This is a genomic window from Rothia sp. LK2492, from assembly GCF_040946345.1.
Lineage (GTDB): Bacteria > Actinomycetota > Actinomycetes > Actinomycetales > Micrococcaceae > Rothia > Rothia endophytica.
This window is the reverse complement of the sequence record NZ_JAYWLX010000013.1, coordinates 17,596-42,034: the sequence shown is the minus strand read 5'-3', so window position 1 is coordinate 42,034 and position 24,439 is coordinate 17,596. Positions and strand designations below refer to the sequence as shown.

The following is a 24,439-nucleotide window of genomic DNA, read 5'->3' as shown; positions in this document are numbered from 1 at the left end:
GCAGCCTGGCCCTACAAGTGGCCACCCACGCAGGGCCGGCCGATCTCACCCTCGCCCTCTTCTGCGACCACGGCAAGGAGCAGGACTGGGGCTGGGCGTCCTGGCTACCCCACACCCGCCAAGCAGGCAGCGTCACCGGCGGACGCTGGATGGCCTCGGGCCGCCAAACCAGCACCGAGATGCTGCGCAACATCCTGCAAAACATCGACCACTTCATCACCCCAGCTCTGGTGCTGGTGTTGGACTCCGAGGTGCTTACCGAAGGGCGCGACGCCCCGGCCCGTGACCTCCTGGGATACGGCAGAGAAACCACTGGCCGGTCCCTGGGCTTTGGGAACCAGCAGGAGCCACGCACAGTCTCTGGCATCGTAATCGCCAGCTCCGAAGAACAGCTGCCTGCCTCCTGTACCAGCATCGTGCGCGTACGAGAGGACGCCGACGCCGAAATCTTCGAACCCGAAACCCGCACCCTCATCAAAGATGTGGTGCTCGCCGGGCTGGGGCTCGAGCAGACAGAGACAGCCGCCATGCAGCTCGCCCACTTCGATGACCCCGAACTGGTCATCCCCGGCGCTGCCCTGCCCCGCCTGGTACGCGCCCCAGAGCTCTTTGACCTAGCCCCAGCAACCGCCCAAAAAGTGCAAAAACTGTGGAAAGAAAAGAGCGGGGTCTCAGCCCCCATCGGCATTGGCGACGACGGTCAGGTAGTGCTCGATATTGTGCGCGATGGACCCCACGGCCTGGTCGGTGGCACCACCGGCTCCGGCAAAAGCGAATTCCTGCGCACCTTCGTGGCAGGTCTCGCCGCACGCAACTCACCCGATGAGCTCAACTTCATTCTCATCGACTTCAAGGGCGGCGCCGCCTTCAAAGCCTGCGAACGACTACCGCACACCATCGGCACCATCAGCAACCTGGACGAACAGCTCGCCGACCGAGCCCTGCGGGCCCTGGACGCCGAAATGCACCGCCGCCAGGTGCTCTTCTCCCAGGCGGGTGAAGGCGTCGATAACATCAAAGACTATATGGCCACCAACCCGCCCGAGCCTATGCCCCGCATCCTGCTGGTCATCGACGAGTTCGCTATGCTGGCCAAGGACTTCCCCGACGTGCTGCAGTCCCTGGTCAACGTGGCAGCAGTGGGCCGAACCCTGGGTGTGCACATGATTCTGGCGACCCAGCGTCCAGCCGGTGTGGTCAATGATGACATTCTCGCCAACACCAACCTGCGCGTGGCCCTGCGCGTGCAGAGTAAAGAGGACTCCTCTAACGTTATCGGCGTGCCCGACGCATCGGCCATTGAACGTACCCAGATGGGCCGCGCTTACGTGAAACTGGGCCAAGAGGACATCTCGGCAGTTCAGACTGCCTTGGTTACCGGTCAAACTCCGGTCGAAGGTGCCACACAGCTAGAGCTGAGAGACAGCAGCATCTTTGGGGTGCCCCAGAAATCCCTGGTCGATAAACCAAAAATTATCTCGGATGAAAACGACCTAGACCTACTGATTACCGCCATCTGTCAAGCCCACCAGGAGCTGGGGCTGGTAGAACCCCGCCAGGTCTGGCCCGAAGCCCTGGGCAAGCGCGTAGCCCTAGACGGTTTCTCAGAACCCATCGTCACCGATCTGGGTAAAACCCAGCAGCCGGTTGGCTCTTTTGACGGCAAGCACCTGCACTTTGCACTAGCCGATCAGCCCCACCTGCAACGTCAAATCTCCACAGGCTGGGATCTGGGCAAGGGTAACCTCATGCTGGTTGGCATTCCCGGCAGCGGCACGACCACCACCCTGGCGTCCCTGGCTCTCACCGCAGCCCGCCATGGTTCCCCTGCAGAAGTAGACATCATGGTGCTGGACGTTGGCGCAGGCGGCCTCAAAGATCTACAGATGCTGCCCCACACCATTGCCTACGTGGGGCACGGTGGGCGCGCTAAAGAACAGCGCGTCAGGTTTTTGCGGTTCCTGCAGGCAGAGCTAGAACGCCGCCGCGCCAGTTCAGCCCCCGAAAAACCCCTGCTCATTCTCATTGACGGTCTGGCAAGCCTGCGCGATGAATTTGACGACTACGACGGGCAAACTCTGCTCAACCTGCTCTACCGCGCCTACGCCGAGGGCCCGTCCCTGGGCATGCACTTTGCCATCGCCACCCCGCGTATCAAAGCTATACCCACCGCTATGGATGAAGTCACCACCCAAAAGTGGCTCTACCGCCTGGCCGATGCCTACGACTACTCAGGCCAGGGCGTCAAGGGCAAGACCGTCCCTGCGCCCATCGCAGGCCGATGCGTGAGCGTCGAGCACCTGCTGCAAATGCACGTGGCAACTCCCGATACCTCCCTGGCTGAAGCGGTAGGAAAGGTCCAGGCTATCTGGCCTACCGCTGAGCCTAAACCCGAGGTAATTGGCCAACTACCCACCGAGGTTAAGGTGGCAGAGCTGGGTGCTCATGCTGATGTTTCAGGTGAACCCTGGCGTCTACCTGTGGGACTAGGTGAGCAGAACCTTCTACCTGTTTACTTGGAAACATACCAGGGTGAGCATATTCTAATTGCCGGGCCTGCCCGCTCTGGCAAGTCCACCCTCCTGCTGGCCCTTCGTAACGCCCTAGAACAAGCCCATACGGCAGACGGTGGCCAGCAGCCCAGTATCTGGGCCATCTGCTCCCGCCGCTCCCCCCTAGCCCAAGAAGGCTTCGAGCACTGTGCCGTGGGCGATGACGAAATCCCGGCACTAGTAGCCCAGCTCCGTCTATCTACCGGCCCTTCTGTGCTGCTCATTGATGACGCCGACGGCTTTGCTGATGGCGATAAGTCAATTAGCAGCCTGCTAGATCAGCCCCTGCCGGGCCTCTGCATTATCGCTGCCGGCAGGTCAGACGAGCTACGCACGCTCTATAGCCACTGGACCAAAACCCTGCGCAAAGCAAAATGCGGAGTGCTCCTGCAGCCTAACGTCGACCTTGACGGCGACCTCTTTGGCGCACGCCTACCGCGCAAGGCACCCGTTGAGATTACCCAGGGCCGTGGCTACGCTATTTCTAACGGAGCCGTCCAGCTCATCCAGGCAGTCAGCCCTTAGATTTAAGTCTCGCGGCATAACCCCAGTGAACTGGTGGACACTAAGCAAGAGTGGGACCAAACTTAACAGGTGGTCTAAAAACTTTTGTCAAAACTGGCACTATTTTTAGACCAGTTATCTGGGGCACAGTAGAACCCATGACTGAAAACCAGACCACCGAAACCACCGGCTCGCCCCTGCTCAAAACCGGGCTAGCTGACATGCTCAAAGGCGGCGTCATCATGGACGTCGTGACCCCCGAACAAGCAAAAATCGCTGAGGACGCCGGCGCCGTAGCTGTCATGGCACTAGAACGAGTGCCTGCAGACATCCGCGCCCAGGGCGGCGTTGCCCGCATGAGCGACCCCGACATGATCGAGGGCATCATCGACGCCGTCTCCATTCCCGTTATGGCAAAAGCCCGCATCGGCCATTTTGTTGAAGCCCAAATCCTGCAGCACCTGGGTGTGGACTACATCGACGAATCTGAGGTGCTCTCACCTGCTGACTACGTCAACCACATCGACAAGCAGGGCTTCACCGTGCCCTTTGTCTGCGGTGCTACCAACCTGGGCGAAGCCCTGCGCCGCATCACCGAGGGTGCCGCTATGATTCGCTCCAAGGGCGAGGCGGGCACCGGCGATGTTTCAGAAGCCACCAAGCACATTCGCACCATCAAAACCCAGATCGCCGAGTTGCAGGCTCTGCACGCTACCGCGCCAGACTTGCTCTACGTCAAGGCTAAAGAGCTGGCAGCCCCCTACCAGCTGGTCGAAGAAGTAGCGCGCACCGGCAAACTCCCCGTGGTGCTCTTTACCGCCGGTGGCGTCGCCACCCCCGCGGACGCTGCCATGATGATGCAGCTGGGCGCGGACGGCGTCTTTGTGGGTTCGGGTATTTTCAAGTCCGGCAACCCCGAGGCGCGTGCCAAGGCAATCGTCAAAGCAACCGCTTTCTACGATGACCCGGCCGTGGTAGCTGAAGCCTCCCGCGGTCTGGGCGAAGCAATGGTGGGTATCAATGTTTCCGACCTGCCTGCGCCCCACCGCCTGGCAGAGCGCGGCTGGTAACCGGCAAAAGTTCTCGGCATCTAAGTAAGACACGAGCGGCGGTTTGCCGGTGAGCACCCTTGAACGCTCGCCCCGAGCCAGGTCATCGGCACACCACCGCCTGCGTCCACCCGTAAAAAACCCGGAATCATGTTTCCCCAACTTTTTGTAATTACAAGAGGAAGGCGCCTATGAGCCACCTACCCGGAACCGGTAAAACTGTAGGGATCCTAGCCCTGCAGGGTGGAGTTGCCGAGCACTCAACCCTCTTGGAAAGCCTAGGTGCGCAGGTTCGGTTAGTTAAAAAGCCTGAGCAGATAGAGGGTCTAGACGCCCTGGTGCTACCTGGCGGCGAGTCCACCGTTCTTGACCGTCTCACCCGTCTCTTTGGGCTGCGTCAACCCCTAATGGACGCCATAAGCGGCGGATTACCCACTCTGGGCACCTGCGCCGGGCTCATTATGCTGGCTGACCGGGTAGAAGACCCGGTAGCAGGCCAACAAACCCTTGGTTGCCTAGGTGTGACGGTTCGACGCAATGCTTTTGGCCCGCAGGTCAATTCTGCCGAAACCACCCTTGGCTGGGGTAACCCGGGAAACCAGGTGGACGTCCGTGCGGCCTTTATTCGCGCCCCGCTGATGGTGCGGGCGAGCGCTGGGGTGGACGTGTTGGCCCGCTACCGCGGGGAAATTGTGGGTGTACAGCAGGGCAAGATAATCGGCATTTCTTTCCATCCCGAGCTGACCGGTGACACCACGGTGCACCGGCACCTGCTGAGCCTGACCTAAACAGTGCCGTACCTGCAACATAAGAAAGTCGTTGCACTTATTTCATTAGCGTTAATGAACTACGCGACTGCTATTGATGCTATCAATTAGGTATTTACTTCACAGAGTATCCCGGATCAGTTCGGCTACCACTGGCGCTGGTCTAGCCCGGCGTCCTGCTCTAGAAGCTCGACCCGCCGCCACCGCCGCTAAAGCCACCGCCGCCACCGAAGGATGAGCCGGAACTGAACCCGCTACCACCGGTGTCATCACTACCGCTACTGGGCGTGACGTTACTCCCTGAATAGAGCAGAGGAGCTACCATGTAGAGCGGCAACCAGCTATTAAAGGTGCCGGCATAGCGGGTGTACTCTTTCCCGGTTTTCTCTTCTTCCTCACGCAGTTTTTCATCCTGCTCTTCAGTGCTCTCAGCGGGTGGCTTGCGGTTAGCGTAGCGGTATTTGATGTAGGCGGCACGCATCTCGTCGGAGATTTCCAAGCCAGGGTTTTCCTCCTGGTGCCGCCGCATCTCGTCTTTGGCTTTGCGGGCTACCTTACGGTAATCCAGCCAGATCCAGATGCCCGTGACGGCGCCAAGAAGAGCCAGCACTCCGCCCACGACCCAGCCAATATAGCTGGGTACACCTTCACCCTCGTCATAGGCGCTCTCCCCACCGTCAGCCAGCAGGTAAAGCTCAGTGACGGTATCGGTGAGCCCAGCGGCATAGTTTTCGTCAGCAAGGGCGGGGCTTAGAACCTTACCGGCAACGTCCTGAGCTTCACGGTCGCTAATCTGCTCACCGGCGCCGTCTGCTACAGCAATATAGGTTTCCCGCTCACCCATATCAACTACTACCACCACGCCGTTGTCTTCACCCGCGTCCCCTACACCCCAGGCGTCGCCCAGAGCGGTGGCGTAGTCAGAAATGCCGCCAGGGGCGCTGTCGGTGGTATGCACGACCACCCGGGCAGCGCCCGTGCCAGAGTTTTTGCGGTCGATGAGCGCGCTCAGCTCGGTTTCTTCGCCGTCAGTCAGCAGTTCGGCGCTATCAAGTACGTTGCCGTTGGGTGGAGGGGCGGGCAGTTCCTGCCCCTGGGCCGGGAGCCCCAGTGCCAGGGCACCGGCGATAGCCAGCAGAAGCAGGGCGGGTTTACGAGCGGTCATGGCTTCCACCTTTCTAGCCGTCATTGGCAAGCTGTTATATCCACCTTACTCAAGCAGTAGACTCCCTACCTCCACCGAGCGGAGGATATTAGAGGGGTAGGTGCGCCCTAGAAAGTGCTGACGCCACTTGCCTCCTGGGCGCGGTAGGCAAAATTCTGCAGGACGCCGCGTAACCCGGTAGACGCCGGGTGCACCGCATAGTCAACAGTAAAGAGGGCGGGTGCACCGGCGTCATTGGTCCAGATCACCTGCCACATAGCCGCGAACTCCTCGGCAAGGGGGGAGCTTTCTGGCACCTGCACACGCAGGCTAGTTTCCAGATTAAAGCCGCTCACGTTGCGGCGGGTAAAGTTCCCCGACCCGGCAAGGATCTGGCACTGTCCCGGGGTGAAAACTGCCAGGTACTTGGGGTGGAACTGCTCGCCGTGGGTCTCGTACCAGCGCACCTCTACCTCGGCCTTCACCAGTTCAGCTGCCACCGGCTTACCCGGTAACCCGGTTTTCCTACGCCCAAAGGCGTCGATGTTCTGGTCCAAAATGACCTGCACCTGCGCACCGCGGGCAGCAGCACCCTTGAGGGCAGAGATAATACTGCGTTCAGAAAGGTAGAACATCCCCAGGAGAACCCGGTCACCGCAACCGGCGCCCGCCAGCATCTTTAAGGCAGCATCACGAATACCTGTCTCAGTCACCAGCTGAACCTGCGCGCTGCCTGCCGCGGCGGCGTCCTCACCTGTCTCAGAATCGAGTGCCAGCCAAGAGGCGAAACGCTCAAAGACCGCAGGATCTCCGCCAGAGAGCCGATACACCGCAGCTTCACTTGCTACTAAATCAGCTAGCATCGGGCCGCTGACCCAGAATCCCAGGTTGTTGTTAGGGGCAGAAGCATCGTGCGGGTTAGCCGAGCTGACCACCGCTTCGCGCTCGCTGATAGCCACCTTGCGGTGATTTGCCTTAAAATTCAGCAGGCGCAGGTAAGAGCCCAGGCTCACCTTGGAATCAGAAGGAGCGAGCGGATGAGGTAGAACGCCGGGCAGCTCGGGCAGGTGCCGCAAATAGGTGCGGTAGAAGCTGGAGTAGAGGGGATGAGAGTCGCGCAGCGGCTCAAGGTTGGTTTCCACCACTTGCACCCCGGCGGCGCGCAGAGCCTCAAAATGAGGCTGGGGCGTGCTGCCGTAGAAAGTGTTCATGGGGTCAGTGATAAGCACTATCGCAACATTTGGGGCGTCCGCTCGCTTAGCCAGGAGGGCGTCGGTTAGCCGCTGGGCTAGAGCGGGGTAGGTGCCGGCAGGCTGGCTGTGATCGGCGTTGAAGAGGAACATGTCCAGCACCAGGAAGCGCTCGGCTCGGTCAATGAGCTGCTCCACGACGTCAAAAATCTGCTGGCCAGAGATGCTTTGCCCCTCAGCCCGGTAGGTGAGGTCAACCAGAAGGCGCACCTGCCCCGAGTGGACGTGCCCACTGACATTCAGACCGGCAGGTAGGGCACGGCGGGCGGCAGCGACCCCCACCAGTACTGGGGCAGCAAGAAGTGTGGCTGTTGTGAGCTTGGCGGTAGGGTGCATAAACCCAATCTATCGATTAACTCTTGATTTTGTGCACTCTATATTTCCTTGACTGTGCCCTGGGGGTACTCCGATGACCCTAGAACCACCCGTACCCCGCTTGCAGATTTTCCTTACATGTGTAAACTTTACAAACGTAAGGAAAATCTAGGCAGAAGAAACGCATGACCACCGACCCCCGCCCCGCACGCTCCCGCACCGCCCTCATTCACGCCATCACCGACGTTCTGACACAGCAAACTCCTGACGCCATCAACATCACAGACATTGTTAAGGCCGCTGGCGTCAGTCGCCCCACCTTCTACCAGCACTTCCCAGACACCACGGCACTCACCCGCGCCGCTGCACTTGAAAAGCTCAAAGCAACCTTCGCTGCTGTTGACGCACAAAATCTCACCCCCGAGACTGAGGGCTTCACCAACCGGTTCACCACCGCTCTCCTCCTCGAGTTACGTGATGATGCCACCTTCTGCCGCAACGTACTCAAAACCGCCGGTGACTCCGCCCTGATGAGCGAACTCGTCAGCTTTCTTAGTAACCGTCTGCTCAACCACTCCCCCTTTGCGGCCGGGGTGCGGTCCAAGACCATAGAACACGAAAGTTACGCCGAGTTTATTGCTGCTGGCATGAGCTGGTCGGCAATGCGCTGGCTGTGCACGGACTTCACCGGAAATAATGCCCCCGAGGCTATGGCAGAACGGCTCACCGCCACGGTCCGCGCGGCAACCTACTAAACCATCAGAACCGAACCTACCTGCCACAAGATTTTAAAAGCCGAAAGAAGAATTAAGATGTCGTCACACCGAGCTAAAAAACCGCAGCTCAACGACCGCTTTAACGTTATGAAGTACCTGGTGCTATTAGCGGTCATCATCATCCCTTCCGTCTACGCAGGGGTGCTGACCTGGGCTAACTATGATCCCACGGGCAGAATCGATACTGTGCCTGCTGCCATCGTCAATGAAGATCAGCCTGCGCAACCATCAGAGGGTGATCAGCTCAATCTGGGGGCAGATATCACCGATGAGCTACTGAGCAACACCAGCACCAGCAATTTCAACTGGCGGGTGATGGAGGCGGATACAGCCAACAAAGCACTTGAGGACGGTGAGGTCATGGCAGTTTTAACCATCCCCTCAGATTTCTCTGCCAACGTAGTTTCCGTTTCTGATAACGACCCAGCGGCGGCCCGCAAGGCACAGTTATATATTGCCACCAATGATGGGTCTAATCTTGTCGCTGGCAATATCGCCAACGTTCTGGGCACCTCGGTGGCTGACCGCCTCAAAGAGCAGGTAACGGATCAGTACCTGCAAAACATCTACGCCGGTTTCACGACCCTGCACGATTCTCTGGGTGAAGCTGCTGACGGCGCGAGTCAGCTGACCGACGGCGCTACCAGTGCTAAAGACGGCAGTGACGAGCTGGTTCTGGGCCTGAATGACCTCAAGAGCGGCGCCGATTCACTGGCATCCGGCTCTAACGACCTTGCCACCGGCGCTGCCAGCGCTCGTGATGGTGCCGGTTCGCTGGCGCAGGGTGCGGGTTCTTTGGCGACCGGCGCAAACGATGTGAATACCGGCGCCGGCGCCCTAGACGATGGCAGTAGCAAGGTAGCTGAAGGTGCCAGCAGTATCAATGACGGTGCAGGTCAGCTCTCAGAAGGCGCAACCAGCGCTAAGGAGGGCGCGAGCGCTCTATCCACCGGAGCTACCTCGGTGAATGAGGGTGCGAGCGCTCTGTCCACCGGAGCTACCTCGGTGAATGAGGGTGCGGGTTCTTTGGCGACCGGCTTGGATCAACTTAATACCGGGGTTTCTGGACTACCCGCCCAGGCCGATGCGCTGGCTGCTGGCACGCAATCGCTGGCTGATGGTGCCGCGGGCCTTGCCACCGGCGCACAGGATCTTGAAGAGGGTGCCGGGCAAGTTTCTGAGGGAGCTTCTGCCCTATCTGAAGGTTCTGTTGCGGCTCTTGAAGGTGCACAGCAGCTGGACGCTGGTGCTGTGGCTCTGCGTGATGGCACGGGGGTCTTGGCGGAAGGTGCGGACAAGGTTTCCACCGGTGCTCAGACTCTGATTGATAACTGGGCTCTACTGACTGACGAACAGAAGCTGGCTGCCGTTCAGGAACTTAAAGTCGGAGCTGACGCGGTCAGCACCGGCGCCAGTACATCCCACGCGGGTGCCAGCACCTTAGCCGAGGGCACCACTGCCCTTGTGGGTGACCAAAACGGTGGCCTCACCAAACTTTCTGCCGGGGCAGGCACCCTAGCGACCGGGGCGTCATCCCTAGCCACCGGAGCAACTACGCTCTCTGACGGGGCTGACACCCTATCAGCCGGCACCACCGAACTGAAAGATAAGGCAGCCGCCCTCCCTGAGGGTGTAAGCACCCTAGCAGATGCTATCTCCCAGGCTTCTGATGGGGCAGACGCTCTAGCGCAGGGAACCGAGAAGCTAGCGGGCGGTGCCACCGGCCTCTCTGAAGGCACGGACAAACTGGCAAGCGGCGCGTCCAATCTTGCCACCGGCACCGACACTCTGGCTACTGGCGCATCTGACCTGGCGGCAGGCACCGGAACCCTGGCAACGGGGGCATCTGATGTATCAGCAGGTGCTACCGCCCTGCACGATGGCACCGGCAAGCTGGCAAGCGGCGCAGGTGATCTCTCATCAGGTGCCGGCACCCTGGCAGATGGAACCAGCGAACTGGCCTCCGGGGCGCAGACTCTTGCAGACGGTGCGGGGCAGCTCAATACCGGCGCAGGCAGTGCGGTGGACGGCGCGAGCTCGCTTTCCCTTGGCCTGGGAGATTTGGAGGAGGGTAACCAGAAGCTCTCCACCTCCCTGGGTGAAGCAGTAGATGAGGTTCCCGCCTTTAGTACCGAGCAGGCGCAGCAGCTAAGTAACGTGACCTCCAACCCGGTCACACTAGAGAAGTCCCGTCTGAATGAGGTAGCTACCTACGGTCACGGCCTGGCCCCGTATTTCATGTCACTGGGTATGTGGGTGGGTGCGATTGCCTACTTCATGATGTACCCTGCGATCTCCCGCAAGTTCGCCCGCAGCGGTCACTCCGGCCTCGCTACTTTGCTGGGCGCGCTTACTCCGGTGGGCGTTATGGGCGCGATCCAAGGCCTCGTGGTTGCTCTGGTCCTGCACTTCATGGTGGACATCAACATGGCCTCTTTCTGGGGCATCGCCGCTTTCTCTATGCTGACCTCTATCACCTTCATGACCATCAACCAGGCGCTCATCGCCCTGCTGGACGCCCCAGGCAGGTTCATCGCGCTCATTCTGACGGTTCTGCAGGTGGGGGCATCGGGCGGCACCTACCCCATCGAAACGGCCCCGGGCTTCCTACGTGCTGTTCACCCCTGGCTACCACTCACCCACTCCCTGGAAGGCCTGCGTTCCCTCATTGCCGGTGGAACCCTGGGCATTGCTAGCGGGGTGCTCTGGCTGCTGGGCTGGACGCTGGTTGCCGTTGCGGGCACTGCCTTCAGCATCTGGGTGCGCCACCGCCGCGAAGAACGTGCTGAAGTAGCCCTAGCAGCGGCACGGCAGGCGCAGGCGGTCTAGCAAGGCAGCTTTTGGGCGGATGGAAGAGGGCTCATTCACCCAACAAAATCGTGGATGAGCACAGAGCGCCGCTCAAATCTGCGGGGCACGGATAAACTTGGTGAAGACCACCAGCCCCCGCAGAAAGTTGACCATGGGTTTCTTTGACTCCGCGCTCGCTCCCGCTGCTGCCCTTCAGCCCCTCACCGCTGAGAGGTTGCAGCAGGCACTGACCCGCCTTGAGGTGAATTGCGATGAGGAAGGCGGCAACCTTATTACCCAATTTGAGCAGGGATACTTCTTCTTTCTGCTGATGGGCAAGGGACAGTTGCTCAATATTCGCGGCACCTGGCGCGGCTCTCTACCCGCCGATAAACTGCCGGCAGCTAGTGCTTTTGCTGAGAGTTGGAACCGTGAGATGGTGCTGCCTAAAACCTACCCCACTGTTTTTGAGCAAGATAGCCAGCAGCTGGTCATCATGATGGCAGAGACTAACTACCCCACCGGTGCAGGGGTGACCGATGAGCAGCTGGATGAGCTACTGAGCACCGGTATTTCAGCCGGACTTAACGTTTTTGAGGCACTGAATCAGAACCTGGGTGAGGCATAAATGGCACAGCGTTTTAAGGTCGATTTAGGTGGCCTGGTTGAATTGCTCTCTAAGAATCTCTACTCGGGCCCGCAGGTTTACTTGCGCGAGGTTTTGCAGAACGGGGTAGACGCTATCACCGCCCGCACCGACCTTGACCCGGACGCTCCTGCACGCGTCCGGTTGGAGCCTTGGGTTGACGGTGCCGGTATCACCATTACCGATACCGGTATTGGTTTGACCGCCACCCAGGCGGAAGAATTCTTGGCGACCATTGGGCGCACCTCCAAGCGTGATGAGGTGCTGGGGGAGGGCCGTGCCGAATATTTGGGACAGTTCGGTATTGGTTTGCTGGCCTGTTTCTTGATTGCTGACGCCGTTGAGGTGACCTCCCGCAGCGCCACCCCAGGGGAAGCTCCGGTGCGCTGGGTAGGCCTGGCTGACGGCACTTTTGAAGTGCAGACTCTCGCTGATGCTGAAGTTGAAATCGGCACCACGATCTCGCTCAAGGCACGGGCGGACGCAACCCACTGGGTTGCTGAGGAAACCGTGGTGACATTGGCGAGCGATTATGGGGATATGCTACCCTTGGATGTTTCTGTGCGGGTAAACGCTGGCGGTCAGCGAGTCTGGCGCCGTATTTCCCGCACCGGCCTGCCCTGGGCGGTGGCTGTGGAGAAAGGCGCTGAGGGCACAGAGCATGGCAGCACTGCGCCCAACCCCCATGAAACCGCTATGGCGCTCACTAACTACGCCGAGGCGTCCCTGGGCTTCACTCCCCTAGCCACCATTCCCCTAAATGTTCCGGCAACCGGCACCACCGGCGTCGCCTATGTTCTGCCGCAGGCGGTATCCCCCGGCTCTGGGCGCCACCGCGTCTATGTGAAGCAGATGCTGGTCAGCGGTCGAGAGGACACCCTGCTACCTGACTGGGCGTTTTTCGTGCGGGCGGTGCTGAATTCTGAGAGCCTGACCCCCACGGCCTCCCGAGAGCAGCTCCGTGAGGACGAGGTGCTTTTGTTGACCCGGGAAGCTATCGGCGAGCAGCTCAAAAGCTGGATTACCGCTACCCTTACCGAGCCCTCCCCTGTGCAGGCCCGCCTGCTGGAAACCCACCACCTGGCACTGCGTGCTGTAGCGCTGGCTAGCGACGACATGCTGGATGTGGTGGCCCAGGCTCTGCCTTTTGAAACCACCCAGGGCTTTACCACTCTGGCTGAGGTTGCTCGTGAGGGCGGGGCAGTCCGCTTCACCCCCACCACCGAGGGCTACCGCCGTATTGCCCCGGTGGCGCGCGCCCAGGGTCTCTGGGTGGTCAATGGGGGCTACGTCTATGACGCCGATATTCTCGCCAAGCTGGCGCACCGCCCTGGCTGGGAGGTTACCGAAATGACTGCCGGTGAGCTGACCCAGACCCTTGAAGGGGTGGGCATCGACCGTGAATTTGAGGTCATGGCCGCCCTAGAGCGCGCCAAGACTCTATTGGCTGAAGAGGACTGTGACGTGCAGCTACGCAGTTTTGCCCCGGCGGACGTACCCGCCGTGCTTCTGCGTGATGCTGAGGCTGAGCGCCGCAGGGCTATCAGCCAGGAAAACGAAGCTGCCGGGGACGTGTGGGGCGGACTACTGGGGTCCTTTACTGACCCGTTAGACAGTAAACCCAGCCGCACGCTGATGCTCAATGACACTAACGACAGCGTCTGCCGTTTGCTGGCCCAACCGCACCATACATCCTTTGAAGCGGGCATGAACACCCTTTATCTCTCGGCGCTGATGCTGGCCGGTGAGGGGCTGGGATCGCGGGAAACCGGGCTGCTCAGTGACAGTCTGAGCCAGTTGCTGGCCGCTGCCCTGCGCACCGAAAACTAGGGGTCATCATGTGGTCACTTGAAGAAGCAAATCTAAAAATCGCCCGTCTGCGGGAGATGCCCTACGGCACCGGCCGCACCGCAGCTGCAGAATTCATCGCACGTACCATTGAAAACGAGGGGCCGGAGCAAAAGCTGCCCGAAGCCCTGCTTGAGCTGGTTGAAGCCTACGTTTTTGGTACCCCCAACCCCGCGTCCTTCGCTACCTTTTCTCAGTTGCTGCGCCTCTGGGACACTCACCCCGAATACTTCAGCGAGCATGATGGCCGCACCCTTTTTTGGCAGTTTAAGTGGGTGACCGGAGACCTCGCCGCCTGGCCGCAAATCTCCCGGCAGCAGGCCCGCGGCCTACTGGATGAGATGCGCAAACGCTACGCCGTAGCCGGGTTTAGCGCCGCAGCGGTAGACCGCGCCGAGTACATGTGGGCAGGGCACTTGGGGCTGGACGAGGAGGCCGAACGTTGGCGAGCTATCTGGCTGGCACACGGTGAAGACGAGATGGATTGCGGTTCCTGTAAAATCGGCGGCACCCTGCGTGATCACGTGGTGGCCGGGGAATTTGAGCAGGCAGTTGCTCTGGGTGCGCCTACCGAAGATTTGTGCAACAGGGAACCCGCGAATTCCCACCGACAGCTTGCCCTGGCTTATCTGCAACTGGGCGATGGTGAAGCGGCGGGGCGACAGCTGGCTCGGGCGCAGGCGACCAGCGGCGGGCACTACGACCCCGATGATCTGGGTATGGAGTTTGAGATTTTGGCACGCGGCGGTCAGCTTCATGCTGCATTGGATTTACTGGCGGCTCACGGCCAGCGGGCACTGCAGCTAGAGGGAGACCCCGGCGATAACCGCGGCTTTTTACGCTATCTGGTGGCAGGTTTGGCCTGGACAGCTGAAGAACAACGCCAGTTACCCACCCGCCTGCACCAAGCTGGCACCCTGGGCGAGCTTTATGACTGGGCGGTTCAACAGTCCGTTCCGCTGGCTCGCGCTTTTGATGAGCGAGCAGGCAACCGCCGCTTTACCGAGTTCTTAGAGGCAGCCCAGCAGGAGCCCAGGCTAGCTGACCTGGTAGTGGTCACCGTAAAAAACACCGGGTTGAACTTATCCACCGGCACACGGGCATACGGTGCAGTGCAACCCGTTACTCACCAGAGGGGTGCATCTTCTATCAAGCACGACGGGGATACCGACCCCTACGTCACCGCCGATGGCTTCCTTGCCGCGGGTGACCTGGTGCAGGCTACCTACTGGTACGAACGTGCCGGGGAAGCACGAGAAGCTGCCGGTCAGCTGATGGAAGCTGGTATTGCTTTTGCTGATGCCGCGCAGAGCCTTGCACAGTTGCGGGAGCGCGGGCGAGCAGCCGAGCTTTTTGAGCGCGCTTGGGAGCTACTACTTGCCGGGAGCGCCCCGGCGCGCTTACTCCTGGCGGTTCTGGCCGTCCGTGGGCAGGTGGCTGAGTTGCTGGGGCAGTATGAGGGGCTGGAAGCGGCCGTTCTGACTGCACGCGCCCGGGCGGACGCTGAGCACAATCAGCTAGAGCAGGCGGACGCTGAACCCTGGCAGGTGGTAGCAGTAGATGCGCTGGTCACCTATGCTGATAACCTTTTGGCTAGACTATATGCCGCAGAGGGAAAGTATGCTGATGCCGCACAACTTGCTGGTGAGGTGGCTAAAACCTATGAGCAAGCAGGGCAGAGTGCCCACTGCGGCGCCGCGCTGCTGCTGGCTGGTCAGTGCGCTAAGGACGCCGGGCAGAGCACCCAGGCTGCGAAGTTTTTGGAGGGCGCCGTGGCAGCTTTTGATGCGGCCCAGCGTAAAGAGTCTAAGGCTAAGGCTCTAAACCTGCTGATTGAGGTGCTGAATAAGACCGGGCAAACCCACCGCGTCCAGAACCTACTGGACGGGTTGCTCTAGATGAGCCTTATTCCCAAGAAATAATTACACATCAATCACCAGTAAAAAAACTTCCGGTTTTCACCTTTTTAATGAGAGCATGAAAGGACGCCGCTAGCAAGCAATCATCCCAAGGAGTAGCCTGTGCACCACCAGTCAGAAACTCTCTTCATAGTAGAGAACTCACCAAATCCAACCTCCCCTCTGCGAGGCCAGGCAACGCTGAAGCGGCTCTCTGAACTTGGCATAGAACTGGAAATTTTCAAACAAGCTTTAGCAAACGGTCATGGTGGTGCTGGACAAACCACCGCTGTCCACGCCCGCACAGCATCTGGAAGTTACCGCTGGCATGAAACCCTCGCCTCGTTTAGGGACTCTTTAGTTCAAAAAGGCTGGAAGCAAACTGATTACAGGAACGCTCCACGGATTGTAAACCCAGAGGGCAATATTTCCATCATGGTTGCCACAGGAAACAAGAAGACAGGGACTAAAGACACACCTTCCAATGCCACCGCAAAAGGCTCGATGGCGAAGAGAGACCTTCGAAACAACAGCGACTCCGGGCAACAGGTTATTCAAGAAGTTATAGAAGCGGAAAAGGCCTACGCACCTACCACCTGGGTTCTGCTTTACTTCTACTGCAAAAAATCCAACCACATTCGCGCGGAGCTATCTCTCCCCAGTGCTGACGGAATTAGTGATCGTGGTTTCATTACAAAATGGGAGGAACGTCTTATCCTTCCGGTGATGGACCTGTCAGGCGAGGAAGAGCTACTTGATATACAGTCTGATGATGTCCCTGAAGATATTATTTTCGAGATAGGCAATGAACAAGCAAGCTAATACGATTGACCCCACCAGAGTCCAAATTGCTCGAGAGATTGCTGGCCTCTCCAAGGTGGAATTGGCCGCATTTTTAGGAGTCACCCCGCGCACCATCAACACATTCGAAAACGAAGGTGCCCCTGGTAAGCACCGGGACGCTCTAGCTACAGCGACAGGACGCCCTACGGGGTTTTTTACCGACGAGTCCTTTGAGCGTATCGATGTTGAGAATGTCCTTTTCCGGGCAGCAAAGAAGGTCCCTCAAAAAGCTAAAAATGAGAGCACTTCTCTGGGCGCTGTGGGTTTACAGTTATATGCTCGACTTGTAGCCCCTTACTCCTTACCAACAGTTGACGTGCCCACTGTAGATAGCAGTAGCCCTGAAATTGCGGCTCAGCGTATCCGCACCGCGTGGTCGCTTCGTGAAGATCCGCTACCTAATATGATTCAGCTTTTTGAATCTCGAGGTATACGGGTGCTGTCATTGCCGAAGGCTATTCAGAAGCTGGATGCTTTTAGTTACTGGTACACCGATGGTAAGCCCTATATTTTCTTGAATACGAGCGAGACTGCGGAGCGGGTGCGTTTTGATTTGGCGCATGAGCTGGGGCATCTTGTCATGCATGCGCGAGGAGCCACTGAGGGCGCTAATTTAGAGAAGGAAGCAGACCACTTTGCGGCGGAGTTTTTGATGCCTTCTCGTGCAATTAACCGCGACATGCCCACCTACGCTGACGTTTCCACGGTATTAAAGCTGAAAAAGAAATACCGTGTATCTGCAATGGCGATGAATTATCGTGGCGGAGAGCTTGGGATTCTGAAAGAGTGGGGGCTACGTCAAAACTATGCAGAACTGGCTAAACGCGGTTTCCGTTTAGGGGAGCCGGGAGGCTTGACTCTGGATCGTTCGCGTGTGATTCCTTTTGTGGTTTCGCAGATGCGTGAAAAGGGGCAGCGCATGGCTCAACTAGCTGCTGAGGTGGGGGTGACGATGCAGGACGTGAACGGTTTCCTATTCGGCGAAGTTCTGGCACCTGTCAGCGCCCTAAAGCAGGACGACATGCAAGGTTCCTCTGACTATCAGCCACCGGTGCTTTCGGTAGTCCGATAGCACCGGCCAGACTCGCCGCATCCAGGATCTGCTGGACGGGTTGTTGTACTAAGACGGCAACAATGAGCCTTAAATCCCCACAAATAGTCTCAAGTCAGATGAGAACAACCGTTACCACGAGAAGAATAGTAGAGAGGGTAGTAAACCAACCTCAACCAGATAAGGACCTCACCAGGCAACTTTAGGGTGCCGACAGGGTACACGTACACCATGCTGAACAGACTGGACCCCATCCCCTCCTAAGCGAGGGTGCAAGAGTTTGCCTACGACTCCCTGGTGATTCTGACTTATTTAGTGTTGCTCTTCGGGGTAACCATGGCGGTTTATATGCTACTTTTGGACGAAATTCCCCAAATGAGCGAACTACAGTCTCAGCTCATCGCCCTAGTTACCTCCGTGATTCCGGTTGTCCCAGTTTTTACCAATCTGGACTACACACAACGCGGTAGTTCCGGCAAGAAAAAGGCTGGCCTCAAACCGGTCTACTGCCATAAGTCAGTAAAAAGGAGTCTCCTAAGGAACGTCATCAAGTTCCTGCCCTAGCAGCTAGGGCACATGAGCACTATTCACGGAATCTACACGGATTATGACCTGCTGGCTGTCGGACTCTCATGCGCCAGCCTTGCATTAACTACTCTGCTTCTCTTGATGACATTGGTGCGGAAGGATACGAGACACCTTTGCGACTTATTGGCAGGCACCTAGGTGCAAGTTCAATAGAATCTAAAGATTTATTGCTTGTCCTACCCTGAGTCTGCGCCTATGCTCAAGGCAAGGATCCCAGAAAAGTGGTTTGTAGTGATTTATCCTCAGTTATTAACCTCCGACGGGATCGTTGTCTAGTTAGTGCGTATGGGTGTTCACCTACTTTTGAATAAGCATCAAGGAGTGATTGACATAGATACATTCAATGCACAGGATTATTTTCTTTTCTATGACCTGATGAGCAAGGCACAAGGCGGACTAATATCGCTCGATTCAGACGAAGATACAGAAGTAAATAATCTCGTATATGCGTTGTTAGATGCGGGATATGCTGAGTCGCAGGAGAGCTTAAGTGGGAACATCGACTCTGTATTTCTGACCACGAGTGGAGAAGCATTCCTAGGTAAAGTACGTCGATGGGTTAAACGTGACGGTCGCAAAGGAAAAGTGCAGCTAAAAGTCTTTGAGGACGCTGCGAACAACAGGGGTATAACGCTTGAAAAACTGCTTGATACCGAAATAGACGGGCAAGCAATCTTGGCGGCAGAAATACATGAAGCGTTAGATGAACTCGAAGATTGCAATGCTATCTATATCCCTAAAGGCGGTAGGGGAGTTAAAGAGCACGGGCTTCCCTTCCAAGCCAGAATCCATGAGGGTTGGATAACGCGTATGGAAAAGAGCGAACCGCCAGCGTGGAATAACCTAAACTCTAGAATCGGGAGCACCTACAACACCGTGGACAACACACAGCACAACACCGCAAACATCAGCGGCAACTCACAAAACGTTCAAACATCATTCGGGCATAACTCGATTCAAAACCAAACGAACTACACCCTCAACACAGACCAGTCGCGAGAAGTCCAAGACTACTTCACTAACTTACGAGAACTACTTCAAAAAATGGGGCTGGAACAAACACAGCTTGCAGCACTTGAGGAAGAAACTAGAAATGCTGAGGCTGAGATCTTAGCGGCAGAATCCGAAGAAGCAAGGCAAACCGTTGTAAGTAAATTTATGGGGAAGTTTCTAACTGCTGTGATAGCCACTGTAGGCGCAGAGGTAGGAAATGGGCTTGTTGAGACGGTTGCGCAGCTACCGGAGTTTGTAGATTCTCTAACTATGTAAGAACCCGATAAACGAAGAATGGGAGCCAAGCAAAACTGCTTGGCTCCCATTTTCGTTTTTAGTATTTCCTTTGGCTTATCTAATACCTCATGTAAGAGCTGATTTGCTCTAGCACGGTCTACTGTGGAGTCACGTACCGACGACTACTACGAGCGTGCCTTCCATGACGCTGACGGCAACCAGACCGGAATCACCGCTTAGCTCTAGCGGATCCACACTCCGCTGTGCGCCCGCCACCACAGGGTCAGAGCGCGGGCACCCATGTACCAGAGGGCATAGGCGCACCAGAGCAGCAGGTAAGCCAGGGTGGCGAGCTGAACTTGTGCACCGGCATCTTGCCCAACGAACCAAAGATGCAGACCCACCAGCACAGGAGTGTAAACCGCCAGGGTGCACAGGGCAGCTGTGCCCAGGTAACGCACATCGGCGGCACCGATCAGCACGCCGTCCAGAATAAAGACGTAGGCAGCCAACGGCTGTCCCACCCCCAGCACCAGCAGGGAGAGGGCAAAGAGACGCTGAACCTCAGGGTCCGGAGTAAAAATCCAGGCCAGACCAAAACCAAGCGCCGGGCAGATGAGCGCGGTGAGCAGACCAAAACCCAGACTCCACCGCACCAGGCGGTTCTTCAACTGCACCACAGCGCCCTTACCCGCAGGGGTCGCAAGGTTTTGGGCGCCCATCTCCTTACCCAGAAGCGCCTGAGCAGCAATCGCCAGAGCATCCAGGGCAAAGGCCAACAGGTTAAAGAAGCTCAAAGTCAGCTGGTAGGCGGCAAGATTAGCCGGCCCCTGGGCGGTCACCACAAAGACAGTTGCCAGCAGGGCGATGCGCATCGACACCGCCCGTAGCATCAGCCATGACCCCACCTTAAAAACAGCCGCCAGGCCGGGGCCGTCAGGTGCAAAACCTACCGCATAGGTGCGTACGCCCACCACCACGCGAGCAGAAAGCACCAGTGCCATACCCCACTGCACAGCTGCCGTAGCGATAGCAGACCCGGCAACACCCAGCCCCACCGGGTAGACCAAGACCCAGCTGAGCACCACGTTAACCGCAGCGCCGCCGGTGGCAACATAGAGAGGTGTTTTAGTGTCTTGAAAACCGCGTAGAGCGCCGGTTGCAGCCAAAACCAGTAGCATGCCAGGTAGCCCCACCAGCGAGGGCAAGAGGTAGGCAAGCCCGTAGGTCAGCACATCCCCCTGGGCGCCCAGGGCTGTGAGAACGCCGCGCGCACCCACCGCGAGCCCTGCGGCTATTAGAACGCCCAAACCCAGCGCCACCCAAAGACCGTTACGGGCAGCGCGATAGGCACCCGACGCATCTCCAGCACCGAAGGCGCGGGCTACTGCCGGAGTGGTGGAGTAAGCAAGAAAAATCATCAGCCCCACCACGGTATGGGCCACCGTAGAGCCCAGTGTCAGCCCAGCCAGTTGCAGACTGCCCAGGTGACCCACAATGGCAGAGTCTGCCAAAACCAGCAACGGCTCAGCGATCAGGGCACCAAAAGCGGGAACCGCCAGCGCAAGGATCTGGCGGTTCAAACTGGGGCGTGGTTCCGGTGTCTTAGACATTAGGCGCGTTTCATAATGTAGGTTTTTCTGCCAGCAAATTCATCGGTAGAGGCGATTGCAAAACCCTCTTTTTCGTAAAAACGAATGGCTCGGGCATTAGTGGTGAGCACTTCTAGCTCAGCTGGGCCATCCACAAGGACGCCCTTCATGAGCGCCTGTGCCCCACCCGTACCAAAGGCCTCCGGCAAGAGGTAAAGAATCTCTAGTTTCTGTGTTTCGTAGGGCATACAGGTAGCAAAAGCTAGCCCTAGGAGAGAACCGACCTCTGGCATGTCCAGGGAGGTACCTCCATCGGTTCTTGCTGCCACTAACGCTTTGCGGCGCTGCCCCAGTTGGTCCTGCACATCCTGGCCCGTATTGGCAGTTGACGCGATCCATTCTGCAAATACTGCTGCCCGCACAGGCACCTGGGCCTCTTGCTGGGCGAAAGTGTCGGCGGTAAAGTCATGAGCATAGGCCTTACGCCAGGACACAATGCGCAGTTTCTCCCAGGCTAAAGCCTCATCTTCACGCGGGGCGCGAACTTCAAAATCCATAATCTTCCCTTAGCGCCACCTCAAATGTGCTAACGAGGTCTAGTCCAGTGGCGCACAGAAAAATCATACAGCGCTCAGAGGTAGATGATAGATAAAATCCTGCCCCAGCACGCCGGTTGTTAACTCAAATGTGCGGATTCCCACTTTAATGAAGCCCATTTTTTCGTAAAATGCCTGCGCACGGTAGTTCTCTTGGTGGGTTCCAAGATGAATACCGTCATAGCCAGCAGATTGAGCATCTTCTACCAGTTGCCCCATCAGCATCCCAGAAATGCCTACTCCTCGGGCGTCTGCCCCCACATAGAACTTACTGAGATAAGCCGCATTCCCAGCAACCTCGATCGGCTGGGGCTGCACCGTGTCTATCGCCGAGTAGGCAAGGATTTGCCCTTCCGTATCAAGCACAAGATTAACCGTATATACCCCGCTGGTAATAGCTTGCCCTAGCACCTCTTCAGTCAGATTCTCAGCGATAAAAGCCTCAACAGCCTCACGGGGCACCACGGCAGGGGCGGCGTCCGGAAAATTCTCGCCAGCAAAAACGGAGAGAGCTGCAGCGTCCGCCGGAGTAGCGGCGCGGAGGGTAAAACTCATGGGGAGGCTATTCTTTCTCGTAACCGCGCAAGCGATTCAGAGCGCGGCGTTCGTCCTTAGTGGGTCTGCCCGAACCTCGTTCACGGCGGGGCATGACCCCGGAGCTCAAGTAGGCGGGTTTGGGTTCAGAGATATCCTCATAGCAAGTCACTGCCACCGGTGCTCCCACTCGCTTGGCCAGGGTTTTCTTGACTACGAAGGTGCGCTCCCACCCCGGGTAGCGCACCTTGACCACGTCCCCCGGCTTTACCTTTTGGGAGGGCTTGGGATGGGCATCATTGAGCCGCACGTGCCCCGCCTTAACCTCATCGGACGCCAGCCCGCGAGTCTTAAAAATGCGCACAGCCCAGAGCCAGGCGTCAATCCGCACGGGAGCCTGAGGTAACTGGGTGCTGGCATCTGGGTGAGTCATGCTCTCAAGGTTACCTAAAACAGGTGCCTAGATTGAAGTCAGCGCAGAGCTTAGACCACGCCGGTGGCGCCCAGTAGGGATCCCACTGCGAAGGTCACTACCAAAGCCAGCGCACCGCCAATCACCACGCGAGTTGCAGCACGAATGTAGTGCGGGGAGCCTCCCCACTTGGCGCCCAGGGCACCCGTAACAGCGAGGGCAACCAGCACACCGGCGAAGGTTGCAGGGATACGAATTGATACTGGCAGAAGGAGGATGAGCAGGGTGGGTAGAAGCGCGCCCACCAGGAAAGCACTGGCAGAAGCGAAGGCTGCGGCCCAGGGCGAGACGCTTTCTTCTTCATCAAGACCTAACTCAAAGTGGAGGTGGGTACCCAGAGCATCCTTCTCGGTCATTTCAATAGCCGCCTTGCGGGCAGTATCGGGGGCGATACCGCGGTCCATGAGAATCTGAGTCAGTTCGTCCAGCTCTTCTTCGGGCATATCGCGGAGTTCAGCTTTTTCTTTAGCAACCAGTGCCTTTTGACTGTCCACCTGGGAGGATACCGAGACGTATTCCCCCAGCGCCATAGAGATAGCACCGCCCACTACGGCAGCGGCAGCCGCAAGACCAATGGTGGGGGTTGAGGCGGTAGCACCTGCTACACCAACCACGGTGGCAGCTACAGAAACAATACCGTCATTGGCGCCCAGGACGGCGGCGCGCAGGCGGTTAAGTTTCTCCTGATAGGTGCCCATGGCATGAGCTTCTGAGATGTGCGGGGTGAATTCCTGTGTGGTCATATTTCGACTGTACTCTAGCGTCCTGCCAGCTTCTAGCAAGTGCACAGTCATCACCCATTCGGTAGCTCTTAACCACCGAGTTAGTAAGGGCAAACTGTCTTTGCCACCAGTGCCACCAAAGGGGGCCAGATGCGCTACTTTTTACGCCTACCCGCATAGATGAGGGGTTTCGCTACCTCAACCAAAAAGTAGACCGCGAGCCCCATACCGAATGAGACAGTGTAACTACTCGATGGTTGGGGCTGAAGCAGGGAGAGCCTAGATGAAGGCGCACTGGGCATCTCTCGTTAGTGCAGGTAGCGGCGTACCCAGTCACCCAGCTGGCTGTAGGCGTCTGACCGGACGGCCGGGGGTGAAAGGAAAATATCATGCACCGCCCCTTCAATCACCAGACTGGTGACCTGCCTGCCCAGCACCGGAGCCCATCGACGAATGTGTTGCACGTTGAGCACCGCGTCGAAGTCATGTTTCTGAGTGCGCGTCTTCATGCGCCCCGACCGTGCTGAACTCATCACAAGCACGGGCACGCGCACGTCCAGACCGCGGTGGAGCTGACGCTGCGCCCGGCGGACGGCCGCCAACCAGCCGGCGTAAATAGGTGGGAAGTCAAAGGTCTTCCAGGTCTCGTCAAAGCTCCACTCCCCACCAAATTTTTGGTGCAGGCTCTCAGCGGCCGGATCGTTTTTAGGCGGTTGGACGATGGCACGCGGCTTGACGCGCGCCAGGGCAGAAACCCCGGCGGTCAGTGCCACTCGGACTAGCGGCGGGTCAAAGTGATCCAGCCAGGGGGAATTGAGAACCAGAGCGGTCAGCTCAGCAGGCTGGGTGCGGTGCGCCCAGAGGGGAGCAATGAGGCCGCCGGTGGAGTGCGCCATCAGCACCACCTTCCGATGCCCGTCCCGCCCGGTGATGAGCTGCCAAGCACGGTTGATCTCTAGGTCGTAGTCAGCTAGGTCTTCGGTGTAGTAAAAAGTTTGACCATCGGTGTGCGAGCGCCCGTATTTTCGGAGGTCAAGGGCGTAGAAATCGTAACCCTGGGCTGCCCACCAGTCGCCGAGTTCGCGCTGGAAGAAGTAGTCCACGAAGCCGTGGATGTAGAGCACAGCACCCCGGGGCTTGCCGTCGGCAGCCGGGGCTGAAGTGTTCTCAGCGGGACGGCGTACTAGGGTGGCGGTGAGGGGCCCTTCGGCGTCAGCACCCAAATCTAGGGTTTCTCGGGTGTAGGGGGAGCCTAGAATGTCTTCGGTCATA

The 24,439-nt window shown here is 58.1% G+C and carries 20 protein-coding genes; 12 read left to right on the top strand and 8 right to left on the bottom strand.

Annotated features, from left to right (window positions below; genetic code table 11):
• The 3 genes from VVR27_RS11285 to pdxT all read left to right on the top strand — a co-directional run.
• Nucleotides 1-3,077, top strand: a 3,077-nt coding sequence (locus VVR27_RS11285) for an FtsK/SpoIIIE domain-containing protein (RefSeq protein WP_368548447.1), incomplete at its 5' end; no start/stop codon positions are given.
• Between the two features lie 137 nt (nt 3,078-3,214).
• The gene (gene pdxS, locus VVR27_RS11280; RefSeq protein WP_368548446.1) at nt 3,215-4,126 is read left to right on the top strand and encodes a pyridoxal 5'-phosphate synthase lyase subunit PdxS; all 912 of its coding nucleotides are present in this window, start codon (nt 3,215-3,217) and stop codon (nt 4,124-4,126) included.
• Between the two features lie 170 nt (nt 4,127-4,296).
• Nucleotides 4,297-4,893 (top strand): pyridoxal 5'-phosphate synthase glutaminase subunit PdxT, encoded by a 597-nt coding sequence (pdxT, locus tag VVR27_RS11275; RefSeq protein WP_368548445.1) that lies wholly within the window; start codon nt 4,297-4,299, stop codon nt 4,891-4,893.
• 160 nt (nt 4,894-5,053) lie between these two features.
• On the opposite strand, the gene VVR27_RS11270 is transcribed toward pdxT, so the two are convergent.
• Together VVR27_RS11270 and VVR27_RS11265 are read right to left on the bottom strand one after the other, a co-directional pair.
• On the bottom strand, nt 5,054-6,037 hold the full coding sequence (locus VVR27_RS11270; RefSeq protein ID WP_368548444.1) for a YgcG family protein: 984 nt from the start codon (nt 6,035-6,037) through the stop codon (nt 5,054-5,056).
• Nucleotides 6,038-6,144: 107 nt separating this feature from the next.
• Nucleotides 6,145-7,602 (bottom strand): phospholipase D-like domain-containing protein, encoded by a 1,458-nt coding sequence (locus VVR27_RS11265; RefSeq protein WP_368548443.1) that lies wholly within the window; start codon nt 7,600-7,602, stop codon nt 6,145-6,147.
• Between the two features lie 164 nt (nt 7,603-7,766).
• Here VVR27_RS11265 and VVR27_RS11260 point away from each other — a divergent pair, with 164 nt between their 5' ends.
• The 9 genes from VVR27_RS11260 to VVR27_RS11220 all read left to right on the top strand — a co-directional run bounded on the left by VVR27_RS11260 (nt 7,767) and on the right by VVR27_RS11220 (nt 19,290).
• Entirely contained in the window at nt 7,767-8,336 is a 570-nt protein-coding gene (locus VVR27_RS11260) for a TetR/AcrR family transcriptional regulator (RefSeq protein WP_368548442.1), read from the top strand.
• 57 nt (nt 8,337-8,393) lie between these two features.
• A complete protein-coding gene (locus tag VVR27_RS11255) occupies nt 8,394-11,186 on the top strand; it encodes a YhgE/Pip family protein (RefSeq protein WP_368548440.1) in 2,793 nt (930 codons plus the stop codon).
• Between the two features lie 133 nt (nt 11,187-11,319).
• On the top strand, nt 11,320-11,775 hold the full coding sequence (locus VVR27_RS11250; protein ID WP_368548439.1) for a YbjN domain-containing protein: 456 nt from the start codon (nt 11,320-11,322) through the stop codon (nt 11,773-11,775).
• Nucleotides 11,776-13,623 carry an HSP90 family protein gene (locus VVR27_RS11245; RefSeq protein WP_368548438.1) on the top strand — a complete coding sequence of 616 codons (1,848 nt, stop codon included), beginning with the start codon at nt 11,776-11,778 and terminating at the stop codon, nt 13,621-13,623.
• A gap of 8 nt (nt 13,624-13,631) precedes the next feature.
• On the top strand, nt 13,632-15,539 hold the full coding sequence (locus VVR27_RS11240; RefSeq protein ID WP_368548437.1) for a tetratricopeptide repeat protein: 1,908 nt from the start codon (nt 13,632-13,634) through the stop codon (nt 15,537-15,539).
• A 123-nt stretch (nt 15,540-15,662) separates the two neighbouring features.
• Nucleotides 15,663-16,361, top strand: a complete 699-nt coding sequence (locus tag VVR27_RS11235) for a hypothetical protein (RefSeq protein WP_368548436.1) — start codon at nt 15,663-15,665, stop codon at nt 16,359-16,361.
• On the top strand, nt 16,345-17,454 hold the full coding sequence (locus VVR27_RS11230; protein WP_368548435.1) for an ImmA/IrrE family metallo-endopeptidase: 1,110 nt from the start codon (nt 16,345-16,347) through the stop codon (nt 17,452-17,454). Before VVR27_RS11235 ends, VVR27_RS11230 begins: the two co-directional genes overlap by 17 nt.
• A gap of 354 nt (nt 17,455-17,808) precedes the next feature.
• The gene (locus VVR27_RS11225) at nt 17,809-17,997 is read left to right on the top strand and encodes a hypothetical protein (RefSeq protein ID WP_368548434.1); all 189 of its coding nucleotides are present in this window, start codon (nt 17,809-17,811) and stop codon (nt 17,995-17,997) included.
• Nucleotides 17,998-18,342: 345 nt separating this feature from the next.
• Nucleotides 18,343-19,290 (top strand): hypothetical protein, encoded by a 948-nt coding sequence (locus VVR27_RS11220; RefSeq protein ID WP_368548433.1) that lies wholly within the window; start codon nt 18,343-18,345, stop codon nt 19,288-19,290.
• Between the two features lie 203 nt (nt 19,291-19,493).
• On the opposite strand, the gene VVR27_RS11215 is transcribed toward VVR27_RS11220, so the two are convergent.
• The 6 genes from VVR27_RS11215 to VVR27_RS11190 all read right to left on the bottom strand — a co-directional run bounded on the left by VVR27_RS11215 (nt 19,494) and on the right by VVR27_RS11190 (nt 24,438).
• Nucleotides 19,494-20,864 carry an MATE family efflux transporter gene (locus VVR27_RS11215; RefSeq protein WP_368548432.1) on the bottom strand — a complete coding sequence of 457 codons (1,371 nt, stop codon included), beginning with the start codon at nt 20,862-20,864 and terminating at the stop codon, nt 19,494-19,496.
• Nucleotides 20,864-21,400: a GNAT family N-acetyltransferase gene (locus tag VVR27_RS11210; protein WP_368548431.1), complete on the bottom strand. Its 537-nt coding sequence runs from the start codon at nt 21,398-21,400 to the stop codon at nt 20,864-20,866. Before VVR27_RS11210 ends, VVR27_RS11215 begins: the two co-directional genes overlap by 1 nt.
• 63 nt (nt 21,401-21,463) lie before the next feature.
• On the bottom strand, nt 21,464-21,994 hold the full coding sequence (locus tag VVR27_RS11205; protein ID WP_368548430.1) for a GNAT family N-acetyltransferase: 531 nt from the start codon (nt 21,992-21,994) through the stop codon (nt 21,464-21,466).
• A 7-nt stretch (nt 21,995-22,001) separates the two neighbouring features.
• Entirely contained in the window at nt 22,002-22,406 is a 405-nt protein-coding gene (locus VVR27_RS11200; protein WP_368548429.1) for an RNA-binding S4 domain-containing protein, read from the bottom strand.
• A 50-nt stretch (nt 22,407-22,456) separates the two neighbouring features.
• Entirely contained in the window at nt 22,457-23,188 is a 732-nt protein-coding gene (locus tag VVR27_RS11195; protein ID WP_368548428.1) for a VIT family protein, read from the bottom strand.
• A gap of 287 nt (nt 23,189-23,475) precedes the next feature.
• Nucleotides 23,476-24,438, bottom strand: a complete 963-nt coding sequence (locus tag VVR27_RS11190; protein WP_368548427.1) for an alpha/beta hydrolase — start codon at nt 24,436-24,438, stop codon at nt 23,476-23,478.
• Nucleotide 24,439 lies beyond the last annotated feature (1 nt).